This window comes from Nostoc sp. (genome assembly GCF_036917615.1).
In the GTDB taxonomy this organism is placed as follows: domain Bacteria; phylum Cyanobacteriota; class Cyanobacteriia; order Cyanobacteriales; family Nostocaceae; genus Nostoc.
In genome coordinates, this window is sequence record NZ_JBALCZ010000031.1 from 179,760 (window position 1) to 205,514 (window position 25,755).

The following is a 25,755-nucleotide window of genomic DNA, read 5'->3' on the forward strand; positions in this document are numbered from 1 at the left end:
CTAAGTTTAAAATACTAAATAAGAAGATACAGGGGAATAAAGTCATAAATTCAGTATGACTTTAGTCATATTATTGTTTGACCGACACTAACCCGACGTTTTTCGATTCGACCATGACCTTTATTTATCTGAGAGACAGTCAACTCCAGTATGAAATTTGCTTTAACATCTTGAAACACACCTGGTTGATTGCCTTTAAGAGCAGCAATGTAATCATGCGTTAGAATTGAAGTAATGAGAACTTGATTAAAGACTAGATTAAGTAATCTGGGATAAAAGTTGTTGAGGTCAGAAAGTTTTTGTAATTGGGCTAGGAAATAACTTGTCTACGCAGATTGTATATAAGGAAGCAAAATCTGTAAAATAAACTGTATACAGATGTTAGTAGGCAAAAATCGGTGATTTAGACATAAATATTTACAGGAGTTGAGAGTATGGTTAAAGTGTCAATTTCGATTCAGCTAAGTGATGCTGAAATAAAAGCTTTGTCAGCAATGCAAATTTCAGAGAATGAGTCATTAAATCAAGCAGCGACAAGATTGCTTAAGGGAATTCTGGGTCAGTCGAAAGCTGGGCTGATATTATCTGGTGATGATGACATTAAGGAAATAGTTAGACAAGAAGTGAATGCTTTAACTTTGTCTACACCATCTGATGATGAAGACATAAAACAGGTAATTAGACAGGAACTAGCGGATGCAATAGTCCAGATAAAAGGCTTAATAGATGAGCAATTGGGTGGAGTTACCAGCCCAACACAAGAGGCTATTTCTGTTGGGCAGCAAGAAAAGCCAGACTATGAAACAATACGCTCAAACGTCCTTTCTAAATTGAAAGTAGGCAAACTGTCCGCAGCCAAAGCAATTGACGCTTTTATTGAGGAACTGGATGCTGTCAAAATAAATCGTAATTTATAATTCGTAAGAGAGTGTGCGATTCGATGTCGCACGTAGTGAGTCAGAACGATGCGAACGGATGTCCCAAGGGTTTCTGCAAGCAAGTGTCCAATACTTCTCCTCATCTCCAAGGGGCGAGGTAAGTAATTACGTCGTCTTACAGCTATGGAGAAAAGTCTAACCTATACTGTTCAGTTGCAACTTGAGAACCATGTATGGCGAACACACCATTGGGTTACAATATGTCCGTTTCAGGTGCTGCTCACAACGCTGATTTGGTAGCATATTTAATGTGTTGGGTGTTAGCTATGGCTCAAAAGCCCAAATTTTCTATAGTACATATGTATAATGCGTAAGTCCTAACTTGATTGTGATCATCCGTTTAGCTAACTCAAACCTGTTTATCCTAAACTGTTAAAGTTCCCCGTACTACACGTGAGTAGGGTCAATGAATGCTTCATCACCAGATAATTCAATCAGTTCCTCAAGTTCAATCAGTTCCTCAAGCACTCATACCTTAGATATAGCTAGGCAAGAGTATCAATATAACTACACCCATATTCCATCTATTGCTATGGTGGATAAGCTTTCTCTGGCGGAAAAATTTACCACTAACTGGTATTTTTTATTAGCGCAACAGTTACGAATTATTTTTATCAATACCTTGATTGTCAACAGAGGCAATCAGGGTTCAAAATCGATTCGTGATGATGTCGAAAGGTTTATTTTAGAAGCCTTGCTTAAGGGAGCATTACCAGCCCGAATTAGCATTCTGCTGAGAATCCTGCAAATTATCCCTCAGTTTTTGCTCAAAGGAATATCTAAGGATCTTAAAGAACTCGACGACCTTTTCTTTTCTATTCTTAAAGAAAATGGACTTGTGATCCTCAGAGATGCTCTAAATCGGGTAATTACCCTTCTATATGAAGGACAGCCTACAGGACATGCAACCAGTCTCAAGGACTATGAAAATTTGTTTCCGGTGATTGGTGTACCAGCGATCGCTAAAATTTACCAGGAAGATGAAGTATTTGCCTACATGCGAGTAGCTGGCTACAATCCCGTCATGATCGAGCGAGTAACTACTCCAGGCGATCGCTTCCCAGTCACAGAGGAACATTACCAAGCAGTGATGGGAACTGACGATTCCTTAGCAGCAGCAGGACTTGAAGGAAGGCTCTACTTAGCTGACTATAAAATTTTATCCGGTGCGATCAACGGTACATTCCCACGTGAGCAAAAATATGTCTATGCTCCCCTAGCATTATTTGCCTTAGCCAAAGGCTCAGATCCCACCCGTCAATTGCGTCCGATAGCCATTCAATGCGGTCAAACTCCAGGATCAGATTATCCGATTATTACCCCTAATTCCGGTAAATACCCTTGGCTTTTTGCCAAAACAGTTGTCCAAATAGCAGATGCCAACTTCCACGAACCTATTACTCACCTAGCAAGAACTCACCTTTTCGTTGGTGTTTTTGCGATCGCCACCTCTCGACAACTGCCACTCACCCATCCCCTAAGAATTCTGCTGCACCCGCATTTTGACAGCACCTTAGCAATTAACGATGCCGCCCAACGGATTCTCATTGCTCCTGGCGGTGGCGTCGATAGATTACTCTCAGCATCAATCGATAACTCCCGCATTTTAGCAGTGCGAGGGTTGCAAAGCTATGGTTTCAATAGTGCCATCTTACCTAAACAATTCCAACAGCGCGGTGTGGATGATCCCAACCTATTGCCTGTTTATCCTTACCGGGATGATGCACTATTAGTCTGGAATGCAATTTTACAATGGGTTTCAGACTACCTAAACCTTTACTACACCACGGATGAAGACATTCAGAAAGACACAGCCCTGCAAGCGTGGGCAGCCGAAATCTCAGCTTACGATGGTGGTCGCATCCCCGATTTTGGCGAAGATGGTCGCATCAAAACGCTCAATTATCTAATTGATGCCACTACGCTGATTATTTTTACTGCTAGCGCTCAACATGCTGCGGTTAACTTTCCGCAAAAAGATTTGACGAGCTATGCCGCAGCCATACCAATGGCAGGTTATTTACCAGCCTCAATTCTCAAAAGAGAAGTTACTGAGCAAGACTACCTTAATTTGCTCCCCCCCTTAGATCAGGCGCAACGGCAATACAATTTACTTAGCTTGTTAGGGTCTGTATACTATAACAAGCTGGGCGAGTATCAACAAGGATACTTTACAGACCAGAAAGTAAAACCATTGTTACAAAAATTCCAGAGTCATCTTCAGCAGGTAGAAGATAGCATCAAGGAACGTAATTTGCACCGTCCAACCTATGAGTATCTGCTTCCTTCTAAAATTCCTCAGAGCATCAATATTTAAATTGGGGACTGCGGGAAATCAGGGAGTGGGGCAGAGGAGCAGGGGAAGCAGGGGAAGAATAAGAATACCCTGTTTGGCCCATGACCAATGACCAATGACTCAAAGTAAATATTATGACACTTAAAGATAAAGTTCTCAAAGGTCACGCTCGCCAACTTTTGCTTGCACCTATACTAGCCAAAGTAGGTTATGACACTGCGATCGGCAAGCTTATACGCTTAGTTTTTTATTACACGGATGCCTTAATCATACTCAACGCATGGCGGGATTTTCTCTATATCCGTAAGGACAGCATTGGAGATAAGTATTTTGCGGTAGACCAAGCAATTATGCATTCTTCTCACTCCCAGGTAAGAGAACTAATGCAAACCCAACCACAACTGCGGGGAAATGATTTAGGCATCATCAGAATATTAGCTCCTAGCTACCTGCTCGATAATCCTCTGAGCTTGGGAACGAACGGTAACGAACACACAGGACTGCGTACTATCTTCTTACAAGCCTTACCGGAACCGTCTCAAAAGATAGACTATTTAGGGGATCTAGTTGAGCAAAGCCTGTTAGAGGCTGCTAAACGGGGCAAATTACACATCGGCAATGATTTGCCAAAGATTATGCTGTCGATTTTGCACCAACTGGTTTTTCAGATATCTTTATCTGAAGAAGAAATCACAGCATCGAGTAGTTACATTAAAGGTTTTGTTCTGGCATCCTTGCCAAATTTTATTAGCAAGTATCTGCTGGCAATATTAACAGCGCCAAATATTCGGCATCGCAAGCATTTAACCAAGCGATATAAACAATCTGCCAAATGGGCATCTTACTTTGAAACAGGCGCTCAGTATCAGTTGAACGAACACCAAATCGCTAATAGCCTTTTCGATATGATTCATCTTGCCGGTACTGCCGGTACGAGTGCGCTTTTGGGATCTGTTATTGGTGTTCTATGCCTGGATAATGCCCTCAGAAATGATGTATTGTCAGAAATCAATGCAGTTTGGAATGGCAAGGAAAGTTTAGACCCAGACGCTCTAGAACAGTCAACACTTCTCAATCAAGTGATTTTAGAAACGGCTCGTCTCTATCCACCTGTGCGATTTGTTAGCCAACTCACCACTGAAGCGGGTGAAGTTGAGATTGGAGAACAAAAATGTCCATTCCAAAAAGGTACTCGCTTGCTTGGCTCTATTTTTACGGCTAATCGGGATACCAACAGATACCAAAATCCAGATGATTTTGACGTAACACGGAATTTTTCAGATATCTTATCTTGGAACGGCGATGGGCATGAGCGAGCCTGTCCTGGTAAATCCTTATCAATTGGCTTTATTAAGATTTTCTGTTTACATCTGTTCAAGAATTATCAATGGGATTCAATTACAGAAGTCAAGTGGGATTTTGAAAAAGTGACTGCCGTTACTCCTAATAATTTAGTGCTACAAGGTTTTGCTCAACGACTGTGAGTAGTGAGCGCTGATTTATCAGTTGGTAATTATTATGGCTTTTTGAGTTTGTCTTAGTTACAAATTAAAAATTAGTATGGCTGAATTAATCGAGAAAAAGCAACTCAATAATATTGCAACCTGGATGATTCCAATCAAAGAAACAAAATTACCATCTGTCCTTAAGGGTGTGTTTTTCATGGATGGCAATCCATTGCCAGATACTTGCATTACTATGTACAATTTAGAATGGGATACACAGAACAGAACTTTGGTTTTACCGATATTTGCACCATTACAGTGGACTTTTCATAACTCGATTGCTGGCTGGATATTACTACATTTAATTCAATGGTTTGAGGCAACTTACAAAATTCAGTTTGAAGATGAAACTTTGCAGCAAGCCCAAATCATACCTATTTTGCTGGGAATACCAATTTCAACATCGATTGTAAGTTTTACAATGTTCCAAGACAAAAATTGTCTTAATGGAGATATTTGGCACAGAAAGAACGTTTGGTTCGGCGGACTTTCTCGGGCTGGTGAGTATACTCTCCGTAGGGTTGTTGATGAATATGGTCGTTATACTCCTGCTTTTCACGATATGCTTCCCAAGGTTCCAAATGAGTGTTTAGTGATTGCAACAAACTCAAAAGATAATACCTCTAATAATATCAGTAACAGCCATTTTACCAGGTAATAAAATGAAATAATAATTAGGATACCGATATCTCAATCTGCTTATTGTCTAATAGCTAAAATTACAAATCATATTTGTTCAGCTTTTTTTAAACACTCAACAATGAATCGAAAAACTAAAGCTGTTTTCAGTAGCAAGCTTCCCCGACACAAATAAAAAGCGATTGCAAGTAGGCACTGCGGTGGTGGGGGATCGCATTCCTTCCACCCCTCACCGTTATAGAAGTTTAAAGGATAGTGAGCGCGATATACTTAACCTAAGTTCTAAAGGAAAATAGACATGGTCAACTCTCCTGATAACAAGAATTTGCTAGACAATCAACCGTATCAAATTTACGAATTTAACAAAAATAACCAGGAAAAAATATCTGGTTATTTAGTAGTTAGTACTGCCAAACTCAATGTTGAAACAGAAGAAAATAATTCTAACAAGTCTTCATCAAAACTTGTTAATCAAAACTTTTTTAATATCAATGAGGGACAAGCTGAACCTTCAGCCATGATTGAGAAAATTTGTAAAAGTTTGCAATCAAGCCTAGAACCAGAAATTATTATAAATATTCATGGATATAGTTCTACACCATCTGATACAGAGGTAGGCTGCAAAAAGATTTATGAATATGTTAATACACATATTCAGCAACCAAATAAGTATATTTTTATAGGATATAGATGGCCTGCTGAAAATCCCATAAAAACAGATGAGTCTGGTTCCTTTGGGCAAAAGTTAATCAACGCACTGTATTCTCTGCCAACTTTACTAGCTATCAATTTAGTTCTGGGACTAACAATTAGTATATGGTCTGCCATAGTTTTGTTATTCCTAAATATTTTGAGTAATAGTGCTGTTCACTTTTTCACAGTATTGTTAATTTTATCTGGGATTGTATCTTCAATTGTTTTTACATTAATTGTTCTCCGAATCTCTAATTATTTTCGTGATACTTATAGAGCGAATAATTATGGTGTAACAGATTTAGTTGAATTGATTAGACAGCTTGATTTTAATGTAAAATTACCCCCCAATAAACGCATTAAATTGTCATTTATTAGTCATAGTATGGGTTGCTTTGTCGTTACAGATGTAATTCGTATCCTTTCTGATGTTTTTGACGTTGAATCTATTAAGAAAAAACCGGATTCAAATATTGGTAATGTATTTTGCTTAGGCAGACTTGTGCTAGTTGCACCTGATATTCCTGTAGAAACTATTTTGCCAGGACGAGCTAATTTTCTTCGTTCTTCTTTACGTCGGTGCGAAGAATCTTATATTTTTTGTAATGAGGGAGACTTAGCGTTACGATTTACCTCCACTGCCGCAAATTACTTTAGTTTCCCAGCGCGAACTCGGATTAGTGGCTACAGACTTGGTAATATAACAGTTAAGCATTTCAACAATAAAAATGATTCAGTTGGTCACACACCCAGATATGGAGTTGTTAATTTACACAAACAAGACTCCGAAAAAGATTACACACTCGATAACCCTTATAAATATTTAGAAATTCGTTCTTCTAGTAGCGAACATAGAAGACTTGATGAGATAACTGAAATTTCCGATAACGAGGTACAACCCGCAGATTTATTTACATATTTTGACTGTACAGATTATAAAGATGATCAGAGTACTCAGATAGGAATTGTTAGTTCTGCACTACAAAAGCCAGCGATAAATTTTGTGAATTATATTTTACTAACTGTGGCATTTATTCGGAAGTCTATTAACAATACAGATCCTCAAGGTGTTGATACCCATAGTGGCTATTTTGAAGGTAGCTTTAGTCAAAAAGCTATCTACGAATTAGCTTTTTTAGGATTTCAGGGGTTTTTGAAATCTTTGTCAATTGAGGGAGACGAGGAAGCTCAAATTCGTGCTTTTTCTCAAAAATGCCAAGAAAAGCAAATTCAAGTCATTCTTGCACCGCAAATTTATCAACAAAAGACTCAAGATTAGACTTAAGCATTCCTAAATAATTCGTGATAAATAAGAATCCTAGTTTCTCAGATAAACTGGGATTCTGAAAATCTACTAAAATTGTATTCAATTAAGCTCTGTAAGCGTGGAAACTTCTAAAGTTATTCTCAATGACTGTTGCCATAAGCTTCATAAAAGTATTTTTCAACGACTTCTGGATTTCCCTCAAGTACCCCAGCCATCTTTAGCTTTTCCATACCTATAGGCGGCGATGCAGACCTCGAAACAATACCGTTATGCGACCATTTTTCAAAATTGGGAACGGGCAGTGCAGAACTGTCGCCCTCATGCAAGATTTTTGGCTCAATACATTTCAAATTTCAGGATTTAACTAATTCAAAAAATTTCCTTTGATTTCAGTAGCAATACTCGTATCATAAAATCTATCTGTAGGTACTTTTATTTATTTATTTGGCCTCAAACTATAGATCAGCTGTTAAAACTTGAGTTAATAAATTGGAAGAATCATTGATCAAGAAAGACTACTAATGCAAACTAACGATAAATCAAATCCAAAAGATTCACCGCAAGTATCGTGCGAAACACATCGCCAAAACATTCTGCCCACTGCCCCATTACCGGAATCTATTAGTCAAAACATTGAAACTATCATTGCGCTGCATAGACGTTACGAAAAAGACGTACCTCAACACCAACGGACTGTAGAAACGGTAACCGCCTTTTTTGCTCGTCCAGTATTCCTATATAGTATCCTGCTTGGGATTATTCTGTGGGTAACACCCAATGTTTTACCACGACGTTTAGGCATACCAAGATTTGATCCTGTTCCATTTCCTTGGTTACAATTTTCACTGACCACGGGTTCATTGTTAGTAACAACAGGGGTGTTGATTAAACAAGAGCGACAAGAGAAGTTAGCAGAGCAACGGGCGCAGCTTAGTCTTCAACTCAACCTGCTTTGTGAGCAGAAAATCGCTAAACTCATCGGTTTGGTTGAGGAATTACGCCAGGATATTCCCAATGTCAAAAATCGCTCTGATCCAGAGGCTGAAACGATGAAATACCCTACTGACCCGCACGCAATTGTAGATGTATTAGAAGAGACCTTAGCATCAGAGTTAGCAAATTTATCGCAGCAAAAAACATTAACTCAGGAGTAATAAAGTACTCAACCCACAGAGCCGTAGCAGTGTCAGTTTGCATTCAGCGAACCCCTCTGAACCGCCAGTTATTTAGGCAAACTACCTCTAGCACGAGAGTGATCTGCAATGCTTGAAGGAATCAAAGTTCCATGTCAATTGGCTGATTCTGGTACATTTGATGAATTTCTAGGTGAGGAAGTAACTCTTGGTGCAGACGTAGTTAGCGACGACGCCATTGCCGCATATATCCGGCAAGCCTGCGATGAAGAACACTGTGTTTTCTTCAAGCAGTCAGCAGCCAAAATGGCAGAAATATTTAGTTTTCAAAAAGCTGAACTTTGACATGAAGCGAGAGCAAAATTCTGTTGACTAGCCCAATTTTTCGGATAATTTTAAGTACTATTATTTATTGACAAAAGCTCTATAGCTTTACCCTATAACCGATGGTCGTTTCCTAATACTGGAAATTTAGTAAAAATACTACAGACAGTTACTACCACTACGAAGACAGGCAGTTACTGCATTTAGGAAAACCCCAAGACCCCCAAGTGCAGTGATTACCTCACAAATTACGAATTAGTATAAGATTGTTTTGGCGGTAGCGATCGCCTGATCCACACTCTCCACAATATAAACATTTTCTGGCGACAGCTTCTTGAAGAAAACTTTGCTTTCTTCATCGTTAGTCAACAAAATTACTTGCTTATTTCCTTTCAAAGCTAGGGCAATTTCTGAAGCAGTTCCTGCACCCATACCGCAGGCAATTACCACATCACTGGTGAGAACATTAATATTATTTCTAGCATTCCCCATGTCTGTGAGAATAGCAATATCCACTGATGAGGAAATACCATCTTGATCATCACTGGGAAGAATCCCAATAGTTAAACCCTGAGCAGATTTTGCACCTTTACTTACTGCATCCATTACACCTACATTTCTACCGCCAGTGAGTAAAATCCATCCTTGTTTGGCAATCAGTTGACCTAGTGTATAAGCATTCTGCAAATCATTTCCTGTCGCATTTTCTCCCCTGCCCATCACTCCAATAATAATTTTTCTCATAAAATTTCAAATTATAGCGGTTTCAGGGGCTGAGGAGCAGAATGTTATAGGGATTCTTTTGTGTGTCTTCTTCCAACTTATATAGCAATTCTCGTTTGGATGCAACACATGGTAGGGGCACAGCAATGTTGTGCCCTTACGAGTGGTCTGTTAAGACTGCCTAAAAGTTCTCGGGTGGCAGTGCTTTTCCTTGACTCCTAGGAATATTAACTACGTTTAAAGCTTTGGTAATTGCAATAACGTCATTATCTAAGCGTTGAGCTTTAGCATTGCCAGGACAGCTAATGTCTTGCGACTGCTGACCAGCTAACCTAATGATAGTACTTGTACCAAAAGAAACAGATTTGACACAACCTCTAACTGGCAAGTTAGATAAAGGTTCACCAACTTTCAGGTCGCGGAAAAACTTTTCCGTCAATTTTTCGGATAATTTACCTTGATTAGACCCTTTGCCATCAACATAATTAACTTCTCCAGATTGTGATACGTAAATGCGGTAACCAATCGTATTTGTAGAGCCACTATTGAGGATAACAGCAACGTTATTAGGTATAAGTGCCATTGCTGATTGAAACGAACAAAGCAAAAACGATATACCTGCTAACCCCAATAAGCTCTTAGAAAAAAGTCGATTCATATAAAAAACTTCCTCATTTGTGAGTTTGATTGCCAAAATTTAATGACCAATATGCATCTGGATAAGTTTCCTTTATTTCTTGATTTTAAACAGCCTGTTCTGTAAAAATGTCTGTTCATACTTTTGTTATAAGTTTGTCATAAGTACGTTAAGTCAATATGAAATAATTATTGATTGTGTTTTACGGCTTATGTGAGTTGGGGTAGCAAAAAAGAAGGGGAAACCTTAACTCATCCCCCGGCTTGAAGCCGGGGGGAAATCGAAGTCATTAGTAGTTATATCTAATCCCTAAAAGTTCAGTAATACTAATGACTATTGACCAATGACCAAGACGGCGAGCGGCTTTCTATCAACCGAACTCCAGGTTAATTAGTAGTATCTTGTGGCTCCTGCTTTTATTTTGGTCAAGCAATTTAATCATGCTGCTGACTCTGTGCTGGCCGAGTATTTTGTAGTTTGGCAGCAATTTGGAGACGAATGCTGCCACCACTGCGATGATTATACTGTAGCTTGATTTAAGATTTGTACTTTTGCTGGAGTCTGAGTCGCGGTGCTTGATTACGACCGTCAACTTGTCTTCTGCGTAGGCTAGCAAGAAACGCAGGCATCGCCTGAATTGGCAGTTACCAAGCGCATAATTTGATAACCCGCAACTTGAGTTACTAGTTTTTTGAGGTTAAAACCTGAAGGTAGTGCGGAGCCAAGCAACTACACTATCAGGATTGTCAGCATTAAAGTCAGGTGAAGTAATCCATATTACACCGGGCGTGATTGCAATATTGTCATTAAGTTGATATTGGTAAAAGCCCTCAATATGTAAGGAGGTATCTTTGTCTACTTGACCAGCGCCCGCTCCTAAATCGATGTTCTTACTCAGAGTAGTCAACTTTGGCTCCATACCCACAAAAATACCTCCCAAACTACCTTTGTGGAATAAATCGGGAAATGATAGTCCGGCACCCCAGTCCCAGACTTCTGCATCACCGCTCCCTAAGTAACGGTGCGCGGAATAACCTACCCATCCATTTAATGCCACAGATGGATTAATCCGATAAAACGCTTCTACACCGTAAGTATTCGCTAAAGTTGCTCTTCCAGCCACAGTGCTGTTTGCTAAGTTACTGCCGATGACTGGGCCGAAGTTTGTGCCACTTTGACCTGTAGTGTTTGGTGGACTATAAGTATTGGCGTAAGTCAAAGCCAGCCGGAAATTATTCTTGGGGCTATTGTATAGTAATTGTCCTAGAGCTACATACCTGCCTGCAAATAACCCATTATTGTCTGTAGGATTGTTACCGTTAATCGAGGTGTACTCCAACCCTAATTGAAATTGTTTACTAAAGTCATGGAGGATGGCAATTCCGGCTCCGGTATCTCCGTAGTCATAGACCATATTTCGCCGCGAATATCGTGAGATCCCATTAGCTGCTGACCCTTCAAAATACGGGTTGATGGTTCCACTCAAGCCTAGTTCAAAGGCTCCATCAGACTGAGCAAAAACATTAATTGCAGTATTACTACCAGCTAAAAAACGATAGCGAAGGCCAGAGAGGAAAAATTGATTGTTGGGAAAAAGTGGACTGGCGTAATCAGAAGTTTTGCCATCATTAGTTCTAAGTGTTCCACTTCTTGTTCCTCCGGAAGCGGTAATATTTCCTCCTGTGAGTGCTATCCGCAGTTGATCTGTACCGGTGAAACTGGTGTTTAAGCGCAAAACAACCCGATCTTGAAATGTGAAGTTGTGGGGTGCGGGTTGCTTGGTGACGACGTTATTGCCTGCCACAATTCCTCCAATCACAGTCTCAACTTCACCAACGAGTTTAGTTGTGGTAGAAAACTGCTGTGCTTGAAGAGTTGCTGTTCGTGCTTCCAACGAATCCAGTTTTCCCCGTAGTTCAGCCAGTTCTGGTGCAAATTGATTTTGGAGCTTTTGCAATGTTTCTAAATCTTCTTTTCTCAGCAAATCACTGGTTCCCGCACTCACCAACTCATTGATTCGAGCCAGCGCTGCATTTAGTCCGGCTGCAAACTCGTAACGAGTCATTGCCCGATTACCCTGAAAGGTTTGGTTAGGGTAGCCTGCAATCACACCATACCGTTCCACTAAAGATTGCAAGGCTTGAAACGCCCAGTCAGTAGGTTTGATATCTGATAACTGTGAAACAGAATTTACCTGGTTCATCACTCCATTGTCATTTGAAGATCCCACTTGATCACTGCTCACTGTGGGATCGGTAGTCTTAAGATTAGGTAATCGTTTAGGTACAGGTGAGAGTAATTGTGAAATAGGCGTAACTTGTTCTACCACAGAATTGTTGCGATTAGGAACAAATACAGGCAACTGGCCAGGAGCAGAAACAGGGGTGGTATCACTAGATGAAGTGAGAGATCCAGTAGATTCAGGTATATTAGCCTGACTTTTTGCAGGATTAATAACTAAGATAATTGAAATATCTAGCAAAAAAAGTAAGCAGAATGTAAATCTAGAATCCCAGCGAACAATCGACATAACTCCTCAACCTTAAAAGCGAAATAACTGACTACAAATTGAATATAAAAAGCCGCAGAAATAGTTTTTACAATACTTCTGCTAAAATGCGAATTAGATAAATAGCAATGATTTAATTGGCCAAATAACTGAAATTTTAGGTTCTAAAACCAGTCATACAGTGATTGAAGATGAAATCCAGAAACTTGCATAAGTTCTGATTTTTGAACTCATTCGAGAAGACTTGAAACATTTTGTTTATGATGCTGCTTATCTGACATCCTGTTTTATTGGTTATGGCACACGAAGTTCATCATTGGTTATTTCAATGACTAAAACTTAATTTGTATTCTAGTTATTTATGAGCAAATTGACATAGCTATATATCATGATTTGCAGTCATTCAAATAACTAAAAATACTATTAATTTTATTAAAATACTGTAAGTCGATAGAATTATAGTATTTTGTGCCAACCTATCTTTGCATAGAGATTTGGAAAATGCAAGTATTCCTACTCTAAGACAGTAAATTTTAATTCAAGATTTGCTAGTAGACTAATGCTTTACTCCCAATTTACAAGCATTGTTTGCCCAGAGTCGTCAGAGGCGGTTTAGCCGATGGTTGCACAATAGTCGCATTGTTTGCAGCTTTTTGGTACACCTGATCCACAGCCTGCGATCGCATCACAGAAACAGGCTCAGAAGGGTCAAGTCATACTGCTATGTTACTTGAGTACAGAAAACCAAGCCTGTGGGGAAGAACTGAAAACTGATCATAAAGGCTATTGTTTTGCGCCATCCGTCCCGAAGGAAAGAAAAATGGTCGCATGAGGCTATTGTTGCGACCAAGGCATTTTATTACTGGTAAGTGCCTAACCTTGGTTTTGATCAAGACTAATTTAGATGCACCCGCTCTGGTTGTCCCTCCCATCAGTACAATCCTCTTTACTGACAATCACATTCAGATTTTTGACACAATTATGTAATAGGTTTGTCAAAATCATGTGTTATGTATAATTATGAACACAATATAAACTATACAAGACAGGTACTCCCTATCTTTTCTCATCAATACTTTGTGTACAATCAAGTAATGTTGTCACAGTTTTGACATTACTTGTTCATAGCTGTGTCAAGATAAAGTGCAATATTAAATAGAACAATGATTATTGTCCTAAGTAAGGCAGGATTACTGATTACCTGCCTTTTCTAATCAATGTCTTCTGACTAAAACACCATCTTTGCTGCCATCGTAACTGCCAATGCCTCAGGCTTGTTGCGAATAAATCCTCTTTTTGTTTTACCATTAATTGCCATATTCTTTATCCTCTAGTCATTTCAGGGCATTTTGTCCCCACGCAAAAGCGATCGCCCAAACTCAATATTTGCTTTTGGGTGGGAGTACCTTTACGAGGTCTAAATCGGGTATCCTGCTTTTACTTAATTTAATACTACGATAATTCGATAGATATATAGTATGATATTTGCATTTATTTGTATTTGTACTATGAACCTTCTGTTAAGGGGAAGATATTACCATCAAAAAAACTGATGTACTGTTTGCATTGTGTACAACAGGAAAAGTAATTCCACCCTACACTCCCGAAGTAAACAATGTGGGTGTGGTTCCCCAATTTATCAGCAGGAATATGAGTGCATTTTTCAGATTATCCAGTGCAGATGATGTGCTGGCTTAACTACTATCGCTTGTAAGGAGGTAGGTCTGTTGAACAGAAAACGAAATCCATCATTCATTCAAAAAGTCAAGCAAAAACTTGTTTCACCCACTGCTTGGTTAGCACTGGTTGTCTTTAGCATCTTGCTAGTTACTGGCACAACGATCGCCAGCAGTTTAGCTCAGAACCCAGGCAATGCAAGGGAGCAAGCCTATGCTGGATTTCAAGGCAAAATCGGCAGAACTTTGGCAGAATCAACGCCCTGGTGGACTCCACAGCCTCCATCGGTTTTAGTCAACAAATCTCTGGCTTCATCCCGTACCACCACAGCACCAAAAGGGGCCCCCAACATTGTTGTTTTCCTAATTGACGATTTGGGGTTTTCGGATTTAGGCCCCTACGGTTCAGAAATCAGTACACCAAATATTGATAAATTGGCAGCTAACGGACTGCGGTTTAACAACTTCACAACGCATCAGCTTTGTTCTCCCACAAGAGCATCTTTATTGACGGGATTAAATGCCCACTCTGCGGGTGTCGGTTGGGTTGCTGAGGGAAACCCTGGTTTTCCCGGTTATGCGGGTGAAATTCAGAGCAATGTTGTGACTCTGGCAGAAATTTTACGTAGCAATGGCTATTCTACCCTGCTGACAGGTAAGTGGCATTTGACTCAAACTTACGATCGCACCGCTACCGCTTCATTAAATTCCTGGCCGTTACAACGGGGGTTTGAACATTTCTTTGGCTTCTTAGATGGATTAGAACATCCCCAGACACCCCATATTCTCTACGAAGACAATACGCCGATTTCAATCGATCGCTATCCTGAGAATTTCCTCACTACCGATTACTGGACAGAAAAAGCGATCGCATTGCTCAAACAAGCAAAAACCAAGTCAAAAGACAAGCCATTTTTCTTGTATTTTGCCAACAATGCTGTTCACTCACCGTTTAATATTCATCCAGCAGACCTTGCCAAATACAAAGGCAAGTATGATGTCGGCTGGGACGTGCTACGCCAACAACGGTATCAGAAGCAACTTGCATCAAAGCTAATTCCTGCCGACACTCAACTACCACCCCCAAATCCAGGCGTTAAAGCTTGGAGTACACTATCGGCTGAGGATAAAAAGCTATTTGCTCGTTACCAGGAAGCCTATGCAGCCTTCGTTGATAACCTGGATCAAAACTTTGGCAAACTCTATCAGTATCTAGAGTCCACTGGGCAACTCAACAACACAATTATCATTGTTGCTTCTGATAATGGGGGTTCTGGAGAAGGTGGGGCAAATGGCACGACGAATGTAGCCCGACATTACTCCGGTTTACCAGACGATAAAGCCTTGGATATCAGTCGGTTCGAGTTGATTGGTAGTCCTCAGACTGCGCCTCACTATCCTATTGGCTGGGCAACCGTTTCCAATACACCCCTGAAGCTGTACAAGTTCTTTACTCTTGGGGGCGGTAGACGGAATCCATTGATTGTTTCCTATCCAGCAAAAATCAAAGATTTGGGTGCTACCCGGACACAATTTACGCACATCACAGACATTACACCTACCCTCCTAGAATTGACAGGCATCAAGCATCCTGACAGGTTTAATGGCAAACCCACGAAACCTCTAGAAGGTATCAGCTTTGCCTATCTCTTGAATAATCCCAATACGCCCTCTCAAAGAACTGAACAATACTATGAGAATTCAGGCAATAGAGGGTATTACAAAGATGGTTGGTATGCTGTCACCGAACATCAGACTGGGAAACCATTTATTGACTCCGAGTGGCAGTTGTACAACCTCAACAAAGATTACTCCGAAAGCAACAATGTGGCAAACCAGTATCCAGAGAAAGTCAAAAAACTGGCAGCAGCCTTTGATGCGGCAGCATTCAAGTATCAAGTTTATCCCCTGTTAGAATCCCCGCAACATGGAGGAGTGCCGCCTTATATTAAGGAGAAAGTGAAACCAAAGACATTCCATAGAGGTGAGTTGGTACTGGAACCGGACATTTTGCCCTTGGTGAGCGATCGCGATTATACGATCCAGGTGAAGGCTCAGTATAAAGCAGGCGATCGCGGGGTGATTCTGGCCCACGGTGGACAGGAAGTTGGTTATATCTTCTATATTGAGGATGGCAAGCTGTTCTACGAACACAATAACTATGGTCAGTCGATTAAGTTTCCCGCAGTCCCGGTACAGCCAGGTCAACTTAACATCGATTTGAATTACGATGCACTGGGCAAGCGCCAGGGGTCTGGAAGACTCTCCGTCAACGGGCAGCAAGTTGCGGCAGGGAAACTGGGGCTAACGTTTGGTGGCTTTCCCTATGAAGGATTGGACATCGGTAAAGATGCTCGTAGTCCCGTGTCATGGGATCTCTACAAAAAATATGGGGTGTTTAAATACACTGGTGCGATCGAGCAAGTCAAATACATACCGGGTTCACCCCCACCTGATGCCGAACAGGGGTAAAGAAGAGGTATTTTTATGCTTCGTTATCAACTTCATTCATGGCGTCTATTGGATAAATATCTTTTTGTTTCGCGCCTTTGTGCCTAAGCTAATCGGTATTTAAGTTGCATAATTAGGGCGGGCTTTTCAGCCCACCCCACAAGATTTTGATGAAATCGAAATATGCAAATTAGATGTGTTTTAGCTTACCAGTAGGGGAGACGCAAAAAAACGACCTTTTTCCTGAAACAAGCTATCACGGGCGCATATAGCGGTTGGCAAACAGGTAAGTGAAAAAAGTTTCTGGCATGAGATAATTGAGTAATTATGCTCAAACATCGGGTAAAAGTGCGATCGCGGCACGTTTAACCCAAATCCGCGATCGCGTGGCTGCCTATCACTTCTGTCGTTCTGGGGATGTGGAAAAGACAATTTTTCATCTCCCTTTTTATATCATGTCCGCCTAATCACTTACGATATGTGATTGCGTTGGCGTAAGCCTTCCCGTAGGGTATGTAACGTTCGCGGAGCATCTCGTAGAGAAGTGGAATCAAGCAATCACAAGAGTTTGGAGATTGCCACGCTTTGCTTGTAATCACAACTAATCAGCCGGACATGGTATTATTTGGGATTATATAGTTTAAATGAACTACTAAGTGGCGATGGCGTATCCGCCCGGTGTAGGCGATGTCTACGATGGGCTGTTTGGTGACGCTATTCTGGGAAAGCCTGAAACACCAATTCTGTGATCAGTAGGAAAGAAAGGTCAGCTCGAAATAAGCGAAGGGACAGTTAAACATCCTCTTAAAGGTATTTTAATTTTCTCCCTTTTTATTGAGTATATAATCACACAAAAGATAGAGGTATTAATCGACTTAATTTCATTATTATTAACAAATATAAAAAAAATATTAACGAAAGGAGTCAGCTATTAGCATCCAATTATCAAAGAATATCGTCATTCCAAAATGGCATGATTCCAACATTGCTCTGGATCTCAAACGTGCAACGGAAATTGCTGATTATTGTGCAAACAATGCCACTGCAATAGATTACAATGGTGCTTTTCCTAAGCATGAGTTTGAGCTAATTGCTAAGGCTGGGTTGTTGACTGCACCATTGGCGAAAGAATTAGGCGGATGGGGTGCAGGAATTGATGCTAATGTTACCTATGAGCTTCTGATGCTATTAAAGCAGATGGGGCATGGCAATCTGGCAGTTGGTCGAATTTATGAAGGACATATCAACGCCCTGCAACTGATTCAGACCTTTGGTACTGTAGAACAAATCACAAGCTACGCTCGTGACGCTCGTGAACATCATAAAATATATGGCGTTTGGAATGCCGAAGCCTCAGATGGTGTCAAGGTAATTCCTTTGGAGAATGGACGTTATCGCCTGGAAGGTTCTAAGACGTTTTGTACTGGTGCAGGCTATGTTGAACGTCCTTTCGTTAATGGAGTATTACCAGACGGCGGTTGGCAAATATGCATTGTGCCGATGGACGAAGTTACAACGGTTAGTGACCCGGCTTGGTGGCAACCTTGTGGGATGCGAGCTACTGCTAGTTATAAAGTGGATTTTAGCGGTGTAGAGTTGGATCGAAGCGCTTTAATCGGCCAGCCAGGAGATTACCATCGACAGCCCTGGTTGTCTGTTGGGGTGATTCGGTTTGCCGCTGTGCAACTAGGTGGGGCAGAAGCACTGTTTAACCTGACTCGCCAGTATCTCCAGAAGTTGGAATACACAAATGATCCATATCAAAAAGAACGGCTGGGCAGAATGGCGATCGCTATTGAAAGTGGTAATCTCTGGCTACGGGGGGCTGCGGATCAGGTAGCAGCCTATGCGCCTGTGTTTGGTGGCGATCCCACAGTTAACCACCCGCAAGCAGACCAACTCGTCGCCTATGCAAACATGGTGAGGACAGCAATTGAACAAATTTGCATTGATGTGATGAATTTGTGCGAACGTTCTGTTGGGACTCGTGGCTTACTACCACCAAATCCGATGGAACGCATCATCCGAGATTTGACTCTGTATCTGCGTCAACCTGCTTTTGATGCGGCCTTGGCAAATGTCGGGCAGTATGTCTTGCATGAAACCAATCCGGCTTATCTGCTTTGGAATGATGAATAAATCTGGCTTGATTGGATTACCACTAAGCAATCCTAGTGTTTTGCCCTGGCGTTCAATTAATGAGATCGCTTGTAGTTCAGCACTAATCGTCGCACCCCATCCTGATGATGAGACGTTAGGTTGTGGGGGTGCGATCGCTTTATTACGGTCTTTAAATTGTCATGTGCAAGTTTTAGTCATCAGTGATGGTACTCTTTCACACCCTCGTTCCCTGAAATATCCCGCAGATAGACTCCTGGCTCTGCGGGAAGCGGAAACGCTATCAGCATTGAAATTGTTGAGTGTAGAGGCTAGTGCTGTCACCTTCTGGAGAATGCAGGATGGGTCAATTGCAACACAGTATGAAAGTGCAGTGGCTAGTTGTCGTGCTTACATCACAGAAATCGCCCCAAAAATTATCTTTTTACCGTGGCGATATGACCCTCATGCAGACCACCGAGCGACGTGGAAGTTAATCAAAGCAGCGCTGGATGATTTGCACTTATCCCCGCGATTGATTGAGTATCCTATTTGGGATTGGGATTCAGAGCAACGGGGAAGTCTGCCAGCATCTCTTGAGGTGACAACCTGGCGGTTGAATATTAGCGCGGTGGTGGAGTTAAAACAGCAAGCGATAGCTGCTTATCGTTCCCAAATTACAGACTTAATTGACGATGATCCAGAAGGCTTTCGCCTGAGTGCCGAAATGTTAGCCAACTTTACTCGTCCTTGGGAAGTTTATATAGAGGAAAACCGATGAACCCGTTACAATCCGACTCCTTACCACCCAGTTACTTTGATCAAATATACAGCGAAAACCCCGATCCGTGGAAGTTTGAAACAAGCGTTTACGAAGCTAACAAATATGCTGCCACAATCGCAGCTTTACCCAAAGAGCGCTATCGGTCTGCCTTTGAAATCGGTGGTTCCATTGGGGTTTTAACTGAGAAGCTGCAAAAGGGTTGTGACTCACTGCTCTCGGTTGATGTATCAAAACTGGCGCAGTCTAAAGCAATAGAGCGCTGTCAGCATCTCTCCAATGTCAAGTTCCAGATTATGCCTGTCCCAGAGCAATATCCTGATGAAATGTTTGATTTAACCGTGATTTCGGAAGTTGGCTATTACTGGAGCTGGCAAGACCTGAAAAAAGCACAGCAGTGCATCCTGGAACATTTGGAACCAGGAGGACATCTACTCTTAGTTCATTGGACACTCTATGCGCGTGATTATCCGTTGAGTGGGGATGAAGTTCATAACTCGTTTTTTGAGTTGACCCCAAATAAACTGCGGCATTTAAAAGGTCAACGGGAGGAAGAATATCGACTTGATTTATTCGAGCGAGTCTGAAAAATTAAATGAGCCTGATTTTTTGGTGTTTAGTTTTACCTTTTAGAAGAAACCGCTTTGGAAGCGTTACCCTAAAGTAGGGTAATGCTTCCCCTTAGCAATTACTGATACTGACGCAAACTCTCAAGACGCAAGCGCAAATCCCCAATTGCTTGTTCAATTTCCACGTATTTCCAGCGTGAAGCCCAAGTTCCTTCTTTCTGCTGGCGTTCTTCGATTAGTTCAAACAACTCACCAAAGGTATAAGGTTGCGTTAATTTCTGGACAAGCCATTGGGCTGAAACTCCCAGCATCTCTGCCAAAGACGCGACACTGGGATGACTTGGCTGATAGCCATTGAGAGCGCAACACCACATCACTCGTAATTGGCGACGTGCAATAAAACGAGTTTCGATAGCTGCTGCTGGCTCGACTACAAATGATTGCTGTTGCCGTCCCATTTCTGCCCACTCATTCAACTGGTTAGCCATACCATTGCTAGTGCGTCCAATTTGTCTTGACGAAGTTATTACTCGCACTAACGGACTGTGGCGAAAACGAGCGTTCACTCGCACTAAAGCACGATAAAACGCTACATCTTCGGGAGTCCGCACAGGTGGCAAGCCTCCTGCCAGTGCATACATTTCCGCCGTTACGGCCAGACTTGCCCCATTATGATAATAGTGCCGAGGAAAACTGTCATAAGGGTCGGGGTCGAGGTAAGTTTCTAATTCTGTAATTAAGTAACGGTAGCCTACATCGCGCAGATAGCAAGCTCTGGTGTAGGGGTCTAGGTTAGAGCGCTCGGTGGGATCGGTGAGAATTCGCCCACCGACAGCATCAGCACCACAGCTAATTTCGTACAGGTTGGCAGCAATCCAAGTTGGGCTTACCTGCGAGTCTCCATCAGTTGAAGCAATTACCCCCCTTGTGCGTCCTAAACTAGACAAACGGCGGTATGCTTCATCCATCAAAATCTGACGCACTCGACCAATATAGGCTTGTGCAGGTGGCAGAGTTTTTTCCACTACATGCAGTGCTATATCTGGATGTTGTTCAGCAAAACTCCGGGCTATAGCTGCTGAATCATCACTACAATTATTTGCCAACAAAATTATTTCGTAGCGTCTGGGATCTAAAAGCTTTCCTTCCAGATCAACCTGATGTATCAGAGCAGTAAGGGTTCCTGTCAAGGTCTGAGCTTCATTGCGAACAGGGACAATTACACAAACTTCACAATACGGTGACGGTGGTTTTTGGACTAAAGTTTGAGAAAAGTCTTTATCGAGTTGTACAGATGGAAAGTCAGCAACGAAGAGCAAGCGCTTACTTTCCATAAAAACCATTTTCCCATCTCCGGGAACAGCGACACAGTATATTCATCTACAATCAGAAATTATTACTATTTGTAATATTATTTTGGATTTTCTCTCATTTACTTGGAATCTACCTACAGTATGATTAGTGCTGATTAAAACTCTCCGAACACAAGCTATCAAAGACTACCGTCTGTCTGCTCTCACTAAAAGCTTTACTAATCAGCGCATAGTCCTTAGAGATTTTTTACTAATGTCAAACTTCAAACTATTAAATCATACTTAAATCATTTATTTTTGAAATAATATATTTTATTTAATTGTTTTAGTTAAAATCAGTCTTAAGAAGTAGACGACTGTTATTACAAATTATTAATGTTTGTTATTAAAAGTAATTAAACAAGACCAAAGCAGATTTATGCAAAAACTTCAATCAAGATTAATAACCTGCTTTTTGGTGGTTATAAACATTCAAAGGGTGATTTTAAAAGCACATCTTTTGATAGTTTATATCTGGCTCAACCTTTCCTTGGGCGATGTGCGAGATGTTTTTAAACCTGACTTGGCAATTTTCTTAACTACAGATCGTCATTGGAATTAAGTTCAAATAGGTATTGCTTTATTAACCACTAGTATTGCTGGAGTTCTAGCATAAACGCCAACGGACGCGCTAGTTGATGCCTCTCGTCACAAACGGTTACTGATTGCGATCGCACTTGTGAACTGTTTTTTTGTATCAATTACAACATTTTTTTGGCGGGACAAAGGTTTGCCAAAGCGATCGCCTGCTTCTTCACACATTCCTTATTTCATCAAACTCATTCTCGATGACGCGAAGGGTGAGTTATCAGACTTTTTATGACTAAATAATACAAAGCACTTTGAATTTCCTTTCAAACACCTAACTATTAAGGTCTTTTTCATGCTGTGTTTATTGAAGATACAGCTTAATTTAGATTCATGGTTAAACAACAGGTTCTGAACACGGCAAGCACAAAACCAAACAGCTAAGGCTCTCTTGAAAATAATAAATTTTCTTTATTTTCATCAAACTATAAGCTGCTACATCCAGTAAATACCGATTTAAATCGGAGGTTTACATATATGCAAACCACAACTTAATCTTAACTTGACCACATCACAATCAACACCTAAAGGACAAAAAAATGACACTTTTCAATCTTGGTACACTAGGTAGCACCCCTGTTGTTAAGGATAACGTTAATTTAAATGCATCTGAACCCACGGATGTCTTTCAGTTCAAAATCGCCAGTAGCAAAAACATCAACCTGTCTCTGACAGACATCAGTACTGGCGATAATACTGACATCCAACTGTTTACAGATAGTAACCTTAACGGTGTATTAGACGACTTCGACCGACAAGCTGGACTTGTTTCCCGTCAAGGAAGCAACTATGATGAGGCGATTAACTTTAAAACCAATTCAGGTACTTTTTTTGCTGAAGTATCTCGCTTTAGCACTAGTGTGGGCGATGTCAGTTACGATTTAGCCTTGTCTGCGACTGAACCTTCTGGAACTTTTCCCATTTCAGCCAGTTCCAGCAGCCTTCTACTATTTGCACAAATATGAATGAAGCATTACAACTAGGCAATGTCCACGACGGGCGTAGCAGCAGCCCCCTCTTGCCGCCAGAAATTATCCCCTTTTTAGCAAGTTACAATTTAATCCCGCAATTGTTATCTCAGAGCATTATCGAATTAGCGATCGCACCCATTACCTGCACCCAAGCCGAAACATCTCATGCTCTATTAGCATTATCTACCAAGGACAAGCGCGTTTATTAGGCTACAATTCTCAAGGACAAAATCCGGCGACACTGAAGTTACTCTCACCAGGAGAGGTTTTGGGTTGGGTAAGTCATGTGCGGGGTATTGCTTGTGAAACTGCGATCGCTTCTACTGAAGTTATCACCTTTAATCTGGCGATCGCTGATTTTCTGGCATTGATTCAGCAGGAGAAGGCTTTTGCCCAAGCATTAGACAATACTGCTTCCCTGATAGAAGTATATGAACTGCTGATGGAGGAACTGAGTCGTCGGGCAGATGGTAGCAGGAATTTAGTTAAACTTGCCCGCACAGCAACTCAAGCAGCAGTTATCCAAACATTTCCTACACGCAAAACATCTCTCCAGCAGTTAGATTCAGAATTCTTGTGGTTAGTTAGCAGTAGTTCGAGTGTTTACTTTCCTGTGGGGAGTCGCCTAGAGTTGGATGATCTCAACCCCAAGCTGAAATTTAATGCAAGTATGCGTCTAGTGGGGTTACCCAAGTCAATACTTGGAGAAAATCTTGCCCCCATATCAAAAACACTTTTACCCGCAGAGATTCCCTACGCCTCAGAAATTACTGTCACAGATGAACCAAGTGTTGACATTAGTTGCCTTAGCAACAGTGCCGTTGTTTGGTTTGCTCAACCTAATGGTATCACCTTTGATGCGGCGACAATTGCAAGAGAAAGCAGAATGCAATGCCGAGACGCAATCTTATTTAGTGGAAGTGATGGGAGGAATGCAGACAGTCAAGGCGCAAAATTTAGAAATGCGATCGCGTTGGCAATGGCAAGAACGCTATGCCCGTTACATCAGCGCTGGTTTCAAAACCGTCTCTACCCAAACTACCGCCAGTTCAGTTAGCAGTTTCCTCAACAAGTTTTCTAGTATGTTAGTACTGTGGGTAGGAGCTTTTCTCGTCCTCAATCAGCAACTTACCTTGGGACAACTCATCGCTTTCCGCATCCTGGCTGGTTATGTCACCAGTCCCCTGTTGCGCCTAATGCAACTTTGGCAGAACTTCCAAGAAACCGCCCTATCTCTGCAACGCCTTGCTGATATTTTAGATACTCCCCAAGAAACAGAAATCGGCAACTGTCAAAATATCCTTATGCCCAGTATTCAAGGTAGTGTCCGCTTTGAAAATCTCAGCTTCAGTTTTTCGGAATATGGGCCAATGCAACTATCTAATATTAATTTAGATTTTCCTGCTGGCTGTTTTATCGGAATTGTTGGTCAAAGCGGTTCCGGTAAAAGCACACTGCTAAAATTATTACCTCGACTTTACGAACCAAAATCTGGCAAAATCTTGATTGATGGCTACGATATCAGCAAAGTTGAACTCTATTCTTTACGCCGTCAAATTGGTATGGTGTTACAAGATACCCTCCTGTTTGATGGTACAATCCGCGAAAACATTGCCTTGGGATATCCTGATGTTAGTGATGAGGAAATTATTACCGCCGCCAAGGTAGCATTTGCCCACGACTTTATTATGTCTCTACCCAGTGGTTATAACACCCGTGTTGGCGAACGAGGTTCAGGACTGTCTGGGGGACAACGCCAACGAGTAGCGATCGCTCGTACTGTTCTACAAAATCCGCAATTACTGATTCTTGATGAAGCTACCAGCGCCTTAGATTACAATGCTGAAGCCCAAGTCTGCGGGAACTTAGCGAAAGCCTTCCAAGATAAAACAGTGTTTTTCATTACTCATCGCCTCAGCACAATTCGCAATGCCTATGTCATTTTGATGATGAAGCAAGGTGCTGTGGTAGAACAGGGGACTCATAAAGAATTGATGGCGCTCAAAGGTTATTACTACTGTCTGTATCAACAACAAGAAGCAAAACTGTAATGGGGAGTCAGGAGTTGGGAGTTGAGAGTTGAGAGTTAGGAGTTAGGAGTAAATATTATTGCTTCCACCTCTGAACTCGGAACTTCACCCTTTGAACACCAAGCGTCAAGCTTAGAACTCCAAACTCCTAACTCTTAACTCCTAACTCCCCATTCCCCATTTATTATGAATATTCAATATAAATTTTGGCGTTGCATAAATGCGGGATGAATTAACTAAATACAGGTATTTGTCTATACTTCAAATAATGGAGTAACAAACGAATTGAGTATTTAAGCATATCTAGTGATTTGGAATAGCATAATGTTTTGCGATGTAAGCGTATAGCCTTGCAGATATATTCACAGCCTGGAATGTAAGCACAGCATGGGTCGGAGATGTCGTAGAAAAGATGAGTTTCAGGATTTTATCCATTTGCGACATATTTTTTGGCTATTTGAGTGCGATCGCAGTTCTACGAGCATTGTTATTCTTACACAGGACAAACGCAACTGGCACAGGCGAACGCTAAAGTTTAGTACACCAGTATTGATGTGACAAACGCAACTGGCACGG

22 protein-coding genes and 2 pseudogenes are annotated in these 25,755 nt (G+C 41.3%); 18 read left to right on the forward strand and 6 right to left on the reverse strand.

The window, feature by feature from the left end; translation table 11 throughout:
- The first annotated feature begins 434 nt into the window (after positions 1 to 434).
- From V7K85_RS12125 to V7K85_RS12150, 6 genes are all read left to right on the forward strand, one after another.
- The gene (locus V7K85_RS12125) at positions 435 to 917 is read left to right on the forward strand and encodes a hypothetical protein (protein ID WP_334813886.1); all 483 of its coding nucleotides are present in this window, start codon (positions 435 to 437) and stop codon (positions 915 to 917) included.
- A 194-nt stretch (positions 918 to 1,111) separates the two neighbouring features.
- On the forward strand, positions 1,112 to 1,252 hold the full coding sequence (locus V7K85_RS12130; RefSeq protein WP_334813888.1) for a hypothetical protein: 141 nt from the start codon (positions 1,112 to 1,114) through the stop codon (positions 1,250 to 1,252).
- Positions 1,253 to 1,344: 92 nt separating this feature from the next.
- Positions 1,345 to 3,255, forward strand: a complete 1,911-nt coding sequence (locus V7K85_RS12135; RefSeq protein ID WP_334813890.1) for a lipoxygenase family protein — start codon at positions 1,345 to 1,347, stop codon at positions 3,253 to 3,255.
- A gap of 113 nt (positions 3,256 to 3,368) precedes the next feature.
- On the forward strand, positions 3,369 to 4,718 hold the full coding sequence (locus tag V7K85_RS12140) for a cytochrome P450 (protein ID WP_334813892.1): 1,350 nt from the start codon (positions 3,369 to 3,371) through the stop codon (positions 4,716 to 4,718).
- 76 nt (positions 4,719 to 4,794) lie between these two features.
- The gene (locus V7K85_RS12145) at positions 4,795 to 5,397 is read left to right on the forward strand and encodes a hypothetical protein (RefSeq protein WP_334813894.1); all 603 of its coding nucleotides are present in this window, start codon (positions 4,795 to 4,797) and stop codon (positions 5,395 to 5,397) included.
- Positions 5,398 to 5,676: 279 nt separating this feature from the next.
- A complete protein-coding gene (locus V7K85_RS12150) occupies positions 5,677 to 7,350 on the forward strand; it encodes an alpha/beta hydrolase (RefSeq protein WP_334813896.1) in 1,674 nt (557 codons plus the stop codon).
- A gap of 128 nt (positions 7,351 to 7,478) precedes the next feature.
- On the opposite strand, the gene V7K85_RS12155 is transcribed toward V7K85_RS12150, so the two are convergent.
- Positions 7,479 to 7,688, reverse strand: a complete 210-nt coding sequence (locus tag V7K85_RS12155) for a hypothetical protein (RefSeq protein ID WP_334813898.1) — start codon at positions 7,686 to 7,688, stop codon at positions 7,479 to 7,481.
- A gap of 171 nt (positions 7,689 to 7,859) precedes the next feature.
- On the opposite strand from V7K85_RS12155, the gene V7K85_RS12160 reads away from it, so the two are divergent.
- Both V7K85_RS12160 and V7K85_RS12165 read left to right on the forward strand, forming a co-directional pair.
- Positions 7,860 to 8,492, forward strand: coding sequence for a DUF1003 domain-containing protein (locus V7K85_RS12160; RefSeq protein WP_334813900.1), 633 nt, complete (start codon positions 7,860 to 7,862; stop codon positions 8,490 to 8,492).
- 108 nt (positions 8,493 to 8,600) lie between these two features.
- Positions 8,601 to 8,816 carry a hypothetical protein gene (locus tag V7K85_RS12165; protein ID WP_334813902.1) on the forward strand — a complete coding sequence of 72 codons (216 nt, stop codon included), beginning with the start codon at positions 8,601 to 8,603 and terminating at the stop codon, positions 8,814 to 8,816.
- A gap of 234 nt (positions 8,817 to 9,050) precedes the next feature.
- Here the strand turns inward: V7K85_RS12165 and V7K85_RS12170 are convergent, their stop codons facing one another.
- From V7K85_RS12170 to V7K85_RS12180, 3 genes are all read right to left on the reverse strand, one after another.
- Positions 9,051 to 9,539: a TIGR00725 family protein gene (locus V7K85_RS12170; protein WP_334813904.1), complete on the reverse strand. Its 489-nt coding sequence runs from the start codon at positions 9,537 to 9,539 to the stop codon at positions 9,051 to 9,053.
- Between the two features lie 160 nt (positions 9,540 to 9,699).
- Positions 9,700 to 10,176, reverse strand: coding sequence for a hypothetical protein (locus V7K85_RS12175; protein WP_334813906.1), 477 nt, complete (start codon positions 10,174 to 10,176; stop codon positions 9,700 to 9,702).
- Positions 10,177 to 10,852: 676 nt separating this feature from the next.
- Complete coding sequence (locus V7K85_RS12180; RefSeq protein ID WP_334813908.1) at positions 10,853 to 12,685, reverse strand: iron uptake porin; 1,833 nt, start codon at positions 12,683 to 12,685, stop codon at positions 10,853 to 10,855.
- Positions 12,686 to 13,307: 622 nt separating this feature from the next.
- Between V7K85_RS12180 and V7K85_RS12185 the strand changes: the two genes are divergently transcribed.
- The 6 genes from V7K85_RS12185 (at position 13,308) to V7K85_RS12210 (ending at position 20,256) form a co-directional block, all read left to right on the forward strand.
- Positions 13,308 to 13,496 (forward strand): hypothetical protein, encoded by a 189-nt coding sequence (locus V7K85_RS12185; protein ID WP_334813910.1) that lies wholly within the window; start codon positions 13,308 to 13,310, stop codon positions 13,494 to 13,496.
- 895 nt (positions 13,497 to 14,391) lie between these two features.
- Entirely contained in the window at positions 14,392 to 16,812 is a 2,421-nt protein-coding gene (locus tag V7K85_RS12190) for an arylsulfatase (RefSeq protein ID WP_334813912.1), read from the forward strand.
- A gap of 296 nt (positions 16,813 to 17,108) precedes the next feature.
- The gene (locus tag V7K85_RS12195; RefSeq protein WP_334813913.1) at positions 17,109 to 17,258 is read left to right on the forward strand and encodes a hypothetical protein; all 150 of its coding nucleotides are present in this window, start codon (positions 17,109 to 17,111) and stop codon (positions 17,256 to 17,258) included.
- A 547-nt stretch (positions 17,259 to 17,805) separates the two neighbouring features.
- A complete protein-coding gene (locus tag V7K85_RS12200; RefSeq protein WP_334814018.1) occupies positions 17,806 to 18,930 on the forward strand; it encodes an acyl-CoA dehydrogenase family protein in 1,125 nt (374 codons plus the stop codon).
- Positions 18,920 to 19,669: a PIG-L deacetylase family protein gene (locus V7K85_RS12205; RefSeq protein ID WP_334813915.1), complete on the forward strand. Its 750-nt coding sequence runs from the start codon at positions 18,920 to 18,922 to the stop codon at positions 19,667 to 19,669. The genes V7K85_RS12200 and V7K85_RS12205 overlap by 11 nt, the downstream gene beginning before the upstream one ends.
- Positions 19,666 to 20,256 carry a class I SAM-dependent DNA methyltransferase gene (locus V7K85_RS12210; RefSeq protein WP_334813917.1) on the forward strand — a complete coding sequence of 197 codons (591 nt, stop codon included), beginning with the start codon at positions 19,666 to 19,668 and terminating at the stop codon, positions 20,254 to 20,256. Before V7K85_RS12205 ends, V7K85_RS12210 begins: the two co-directional genes overlap by 4 nt.
- Positions 20,257 to 20,357: 101 nt before the next feature.
- Here the strand turns inward: V7K85_RS12210 and V7K85_RS12215 are convergent, their stop codons facing one another.
- Positions 20,358 to 21,572: a glycosyltransferase family A protein gene (locus tag V7K85_RS12215; RefSeq protein WP_334813919.1), complete on the reverse strand. Its 1,215-nt coding sequence runs from the start codon at positions 21,570 to 21,572 to the stop codon at positions 20,358 to 20,360.
- A gap of 397 nt (positions 21,573 to 21,969) precedes the next feature.
- Here V7K85_RS12215 and V7K85_RS12220 point away from each other — a divergent pair, with 397 nt between their 5' ends.
- From V7K85_RS12220 to V7K85_RS12235, 4 genes and pseudogenes are all read left to right on the forward strand, one after another.
- Positions 21,970 to 22,152 carry a hypothetical protein gene (locus V7K85_RS12220; RefSeq protein ID WP_334813921.1) on the forward strand — a complete coding sequence of 61 codons (183 nt, stop codon included), beginning with the start codon at positions 21,970 to 21,972 and terminating at the stop codon, positions 22,150 to 22,152.
- 565 nt (positions 22,153 to 22,717) lie between these two features.
- A complete protein-coding gene (locus tag V7K85_RS12225; protein ID WP_334813923.1) occupies positions 22,718 to 23,143 on the forward strand; it encodes a pre-peptidase C-terminal domain-containing protein in 426 nt (141 codons plus the stop codon).
- Positions 23,140 to 23,358 carry a hypothetical protein gene (locus tag V7K85_RS12230; RefSeq protein ID WP_334813925.1) on the forward strand — a complete coding sequence of 73 codons (219 nt, stop codon included), beginning with the start codon at positions 23,140 to 23,142 and terminating at the stop codon, positions 23,356 to 23,358. Before V7K85_RS12225 ends, V7K85_RS12230 begins: the two co-directional genes overlap by 4 nt.
- 582 nt (positions 23,359 to 23,940) lie before the next feature.
- Positions 23,941 to 25,200 (forward strand): annotated as a pseudogene (locus V7K85_RS12235) (peptidase domain-containing ABC transporter); the annotation flags it as partial.
- A 211-nt stretch (positions 25,201 to 25,411) separates the two neighbouring features.
- On the opposite strand, the pseudogene V7K85_RS12240 reads toward V7K85_RS12235, so the two are convergent.
- A pseudogene (locus V7K85_RS12240) lies at positions 25,412 to 25,522 on the reverse strand (IS1 family transposase); the annotation flags it as partial.
- Between the last annotated feature and the right edge of the window lie 233 nt (positions 25,523 to 25,755).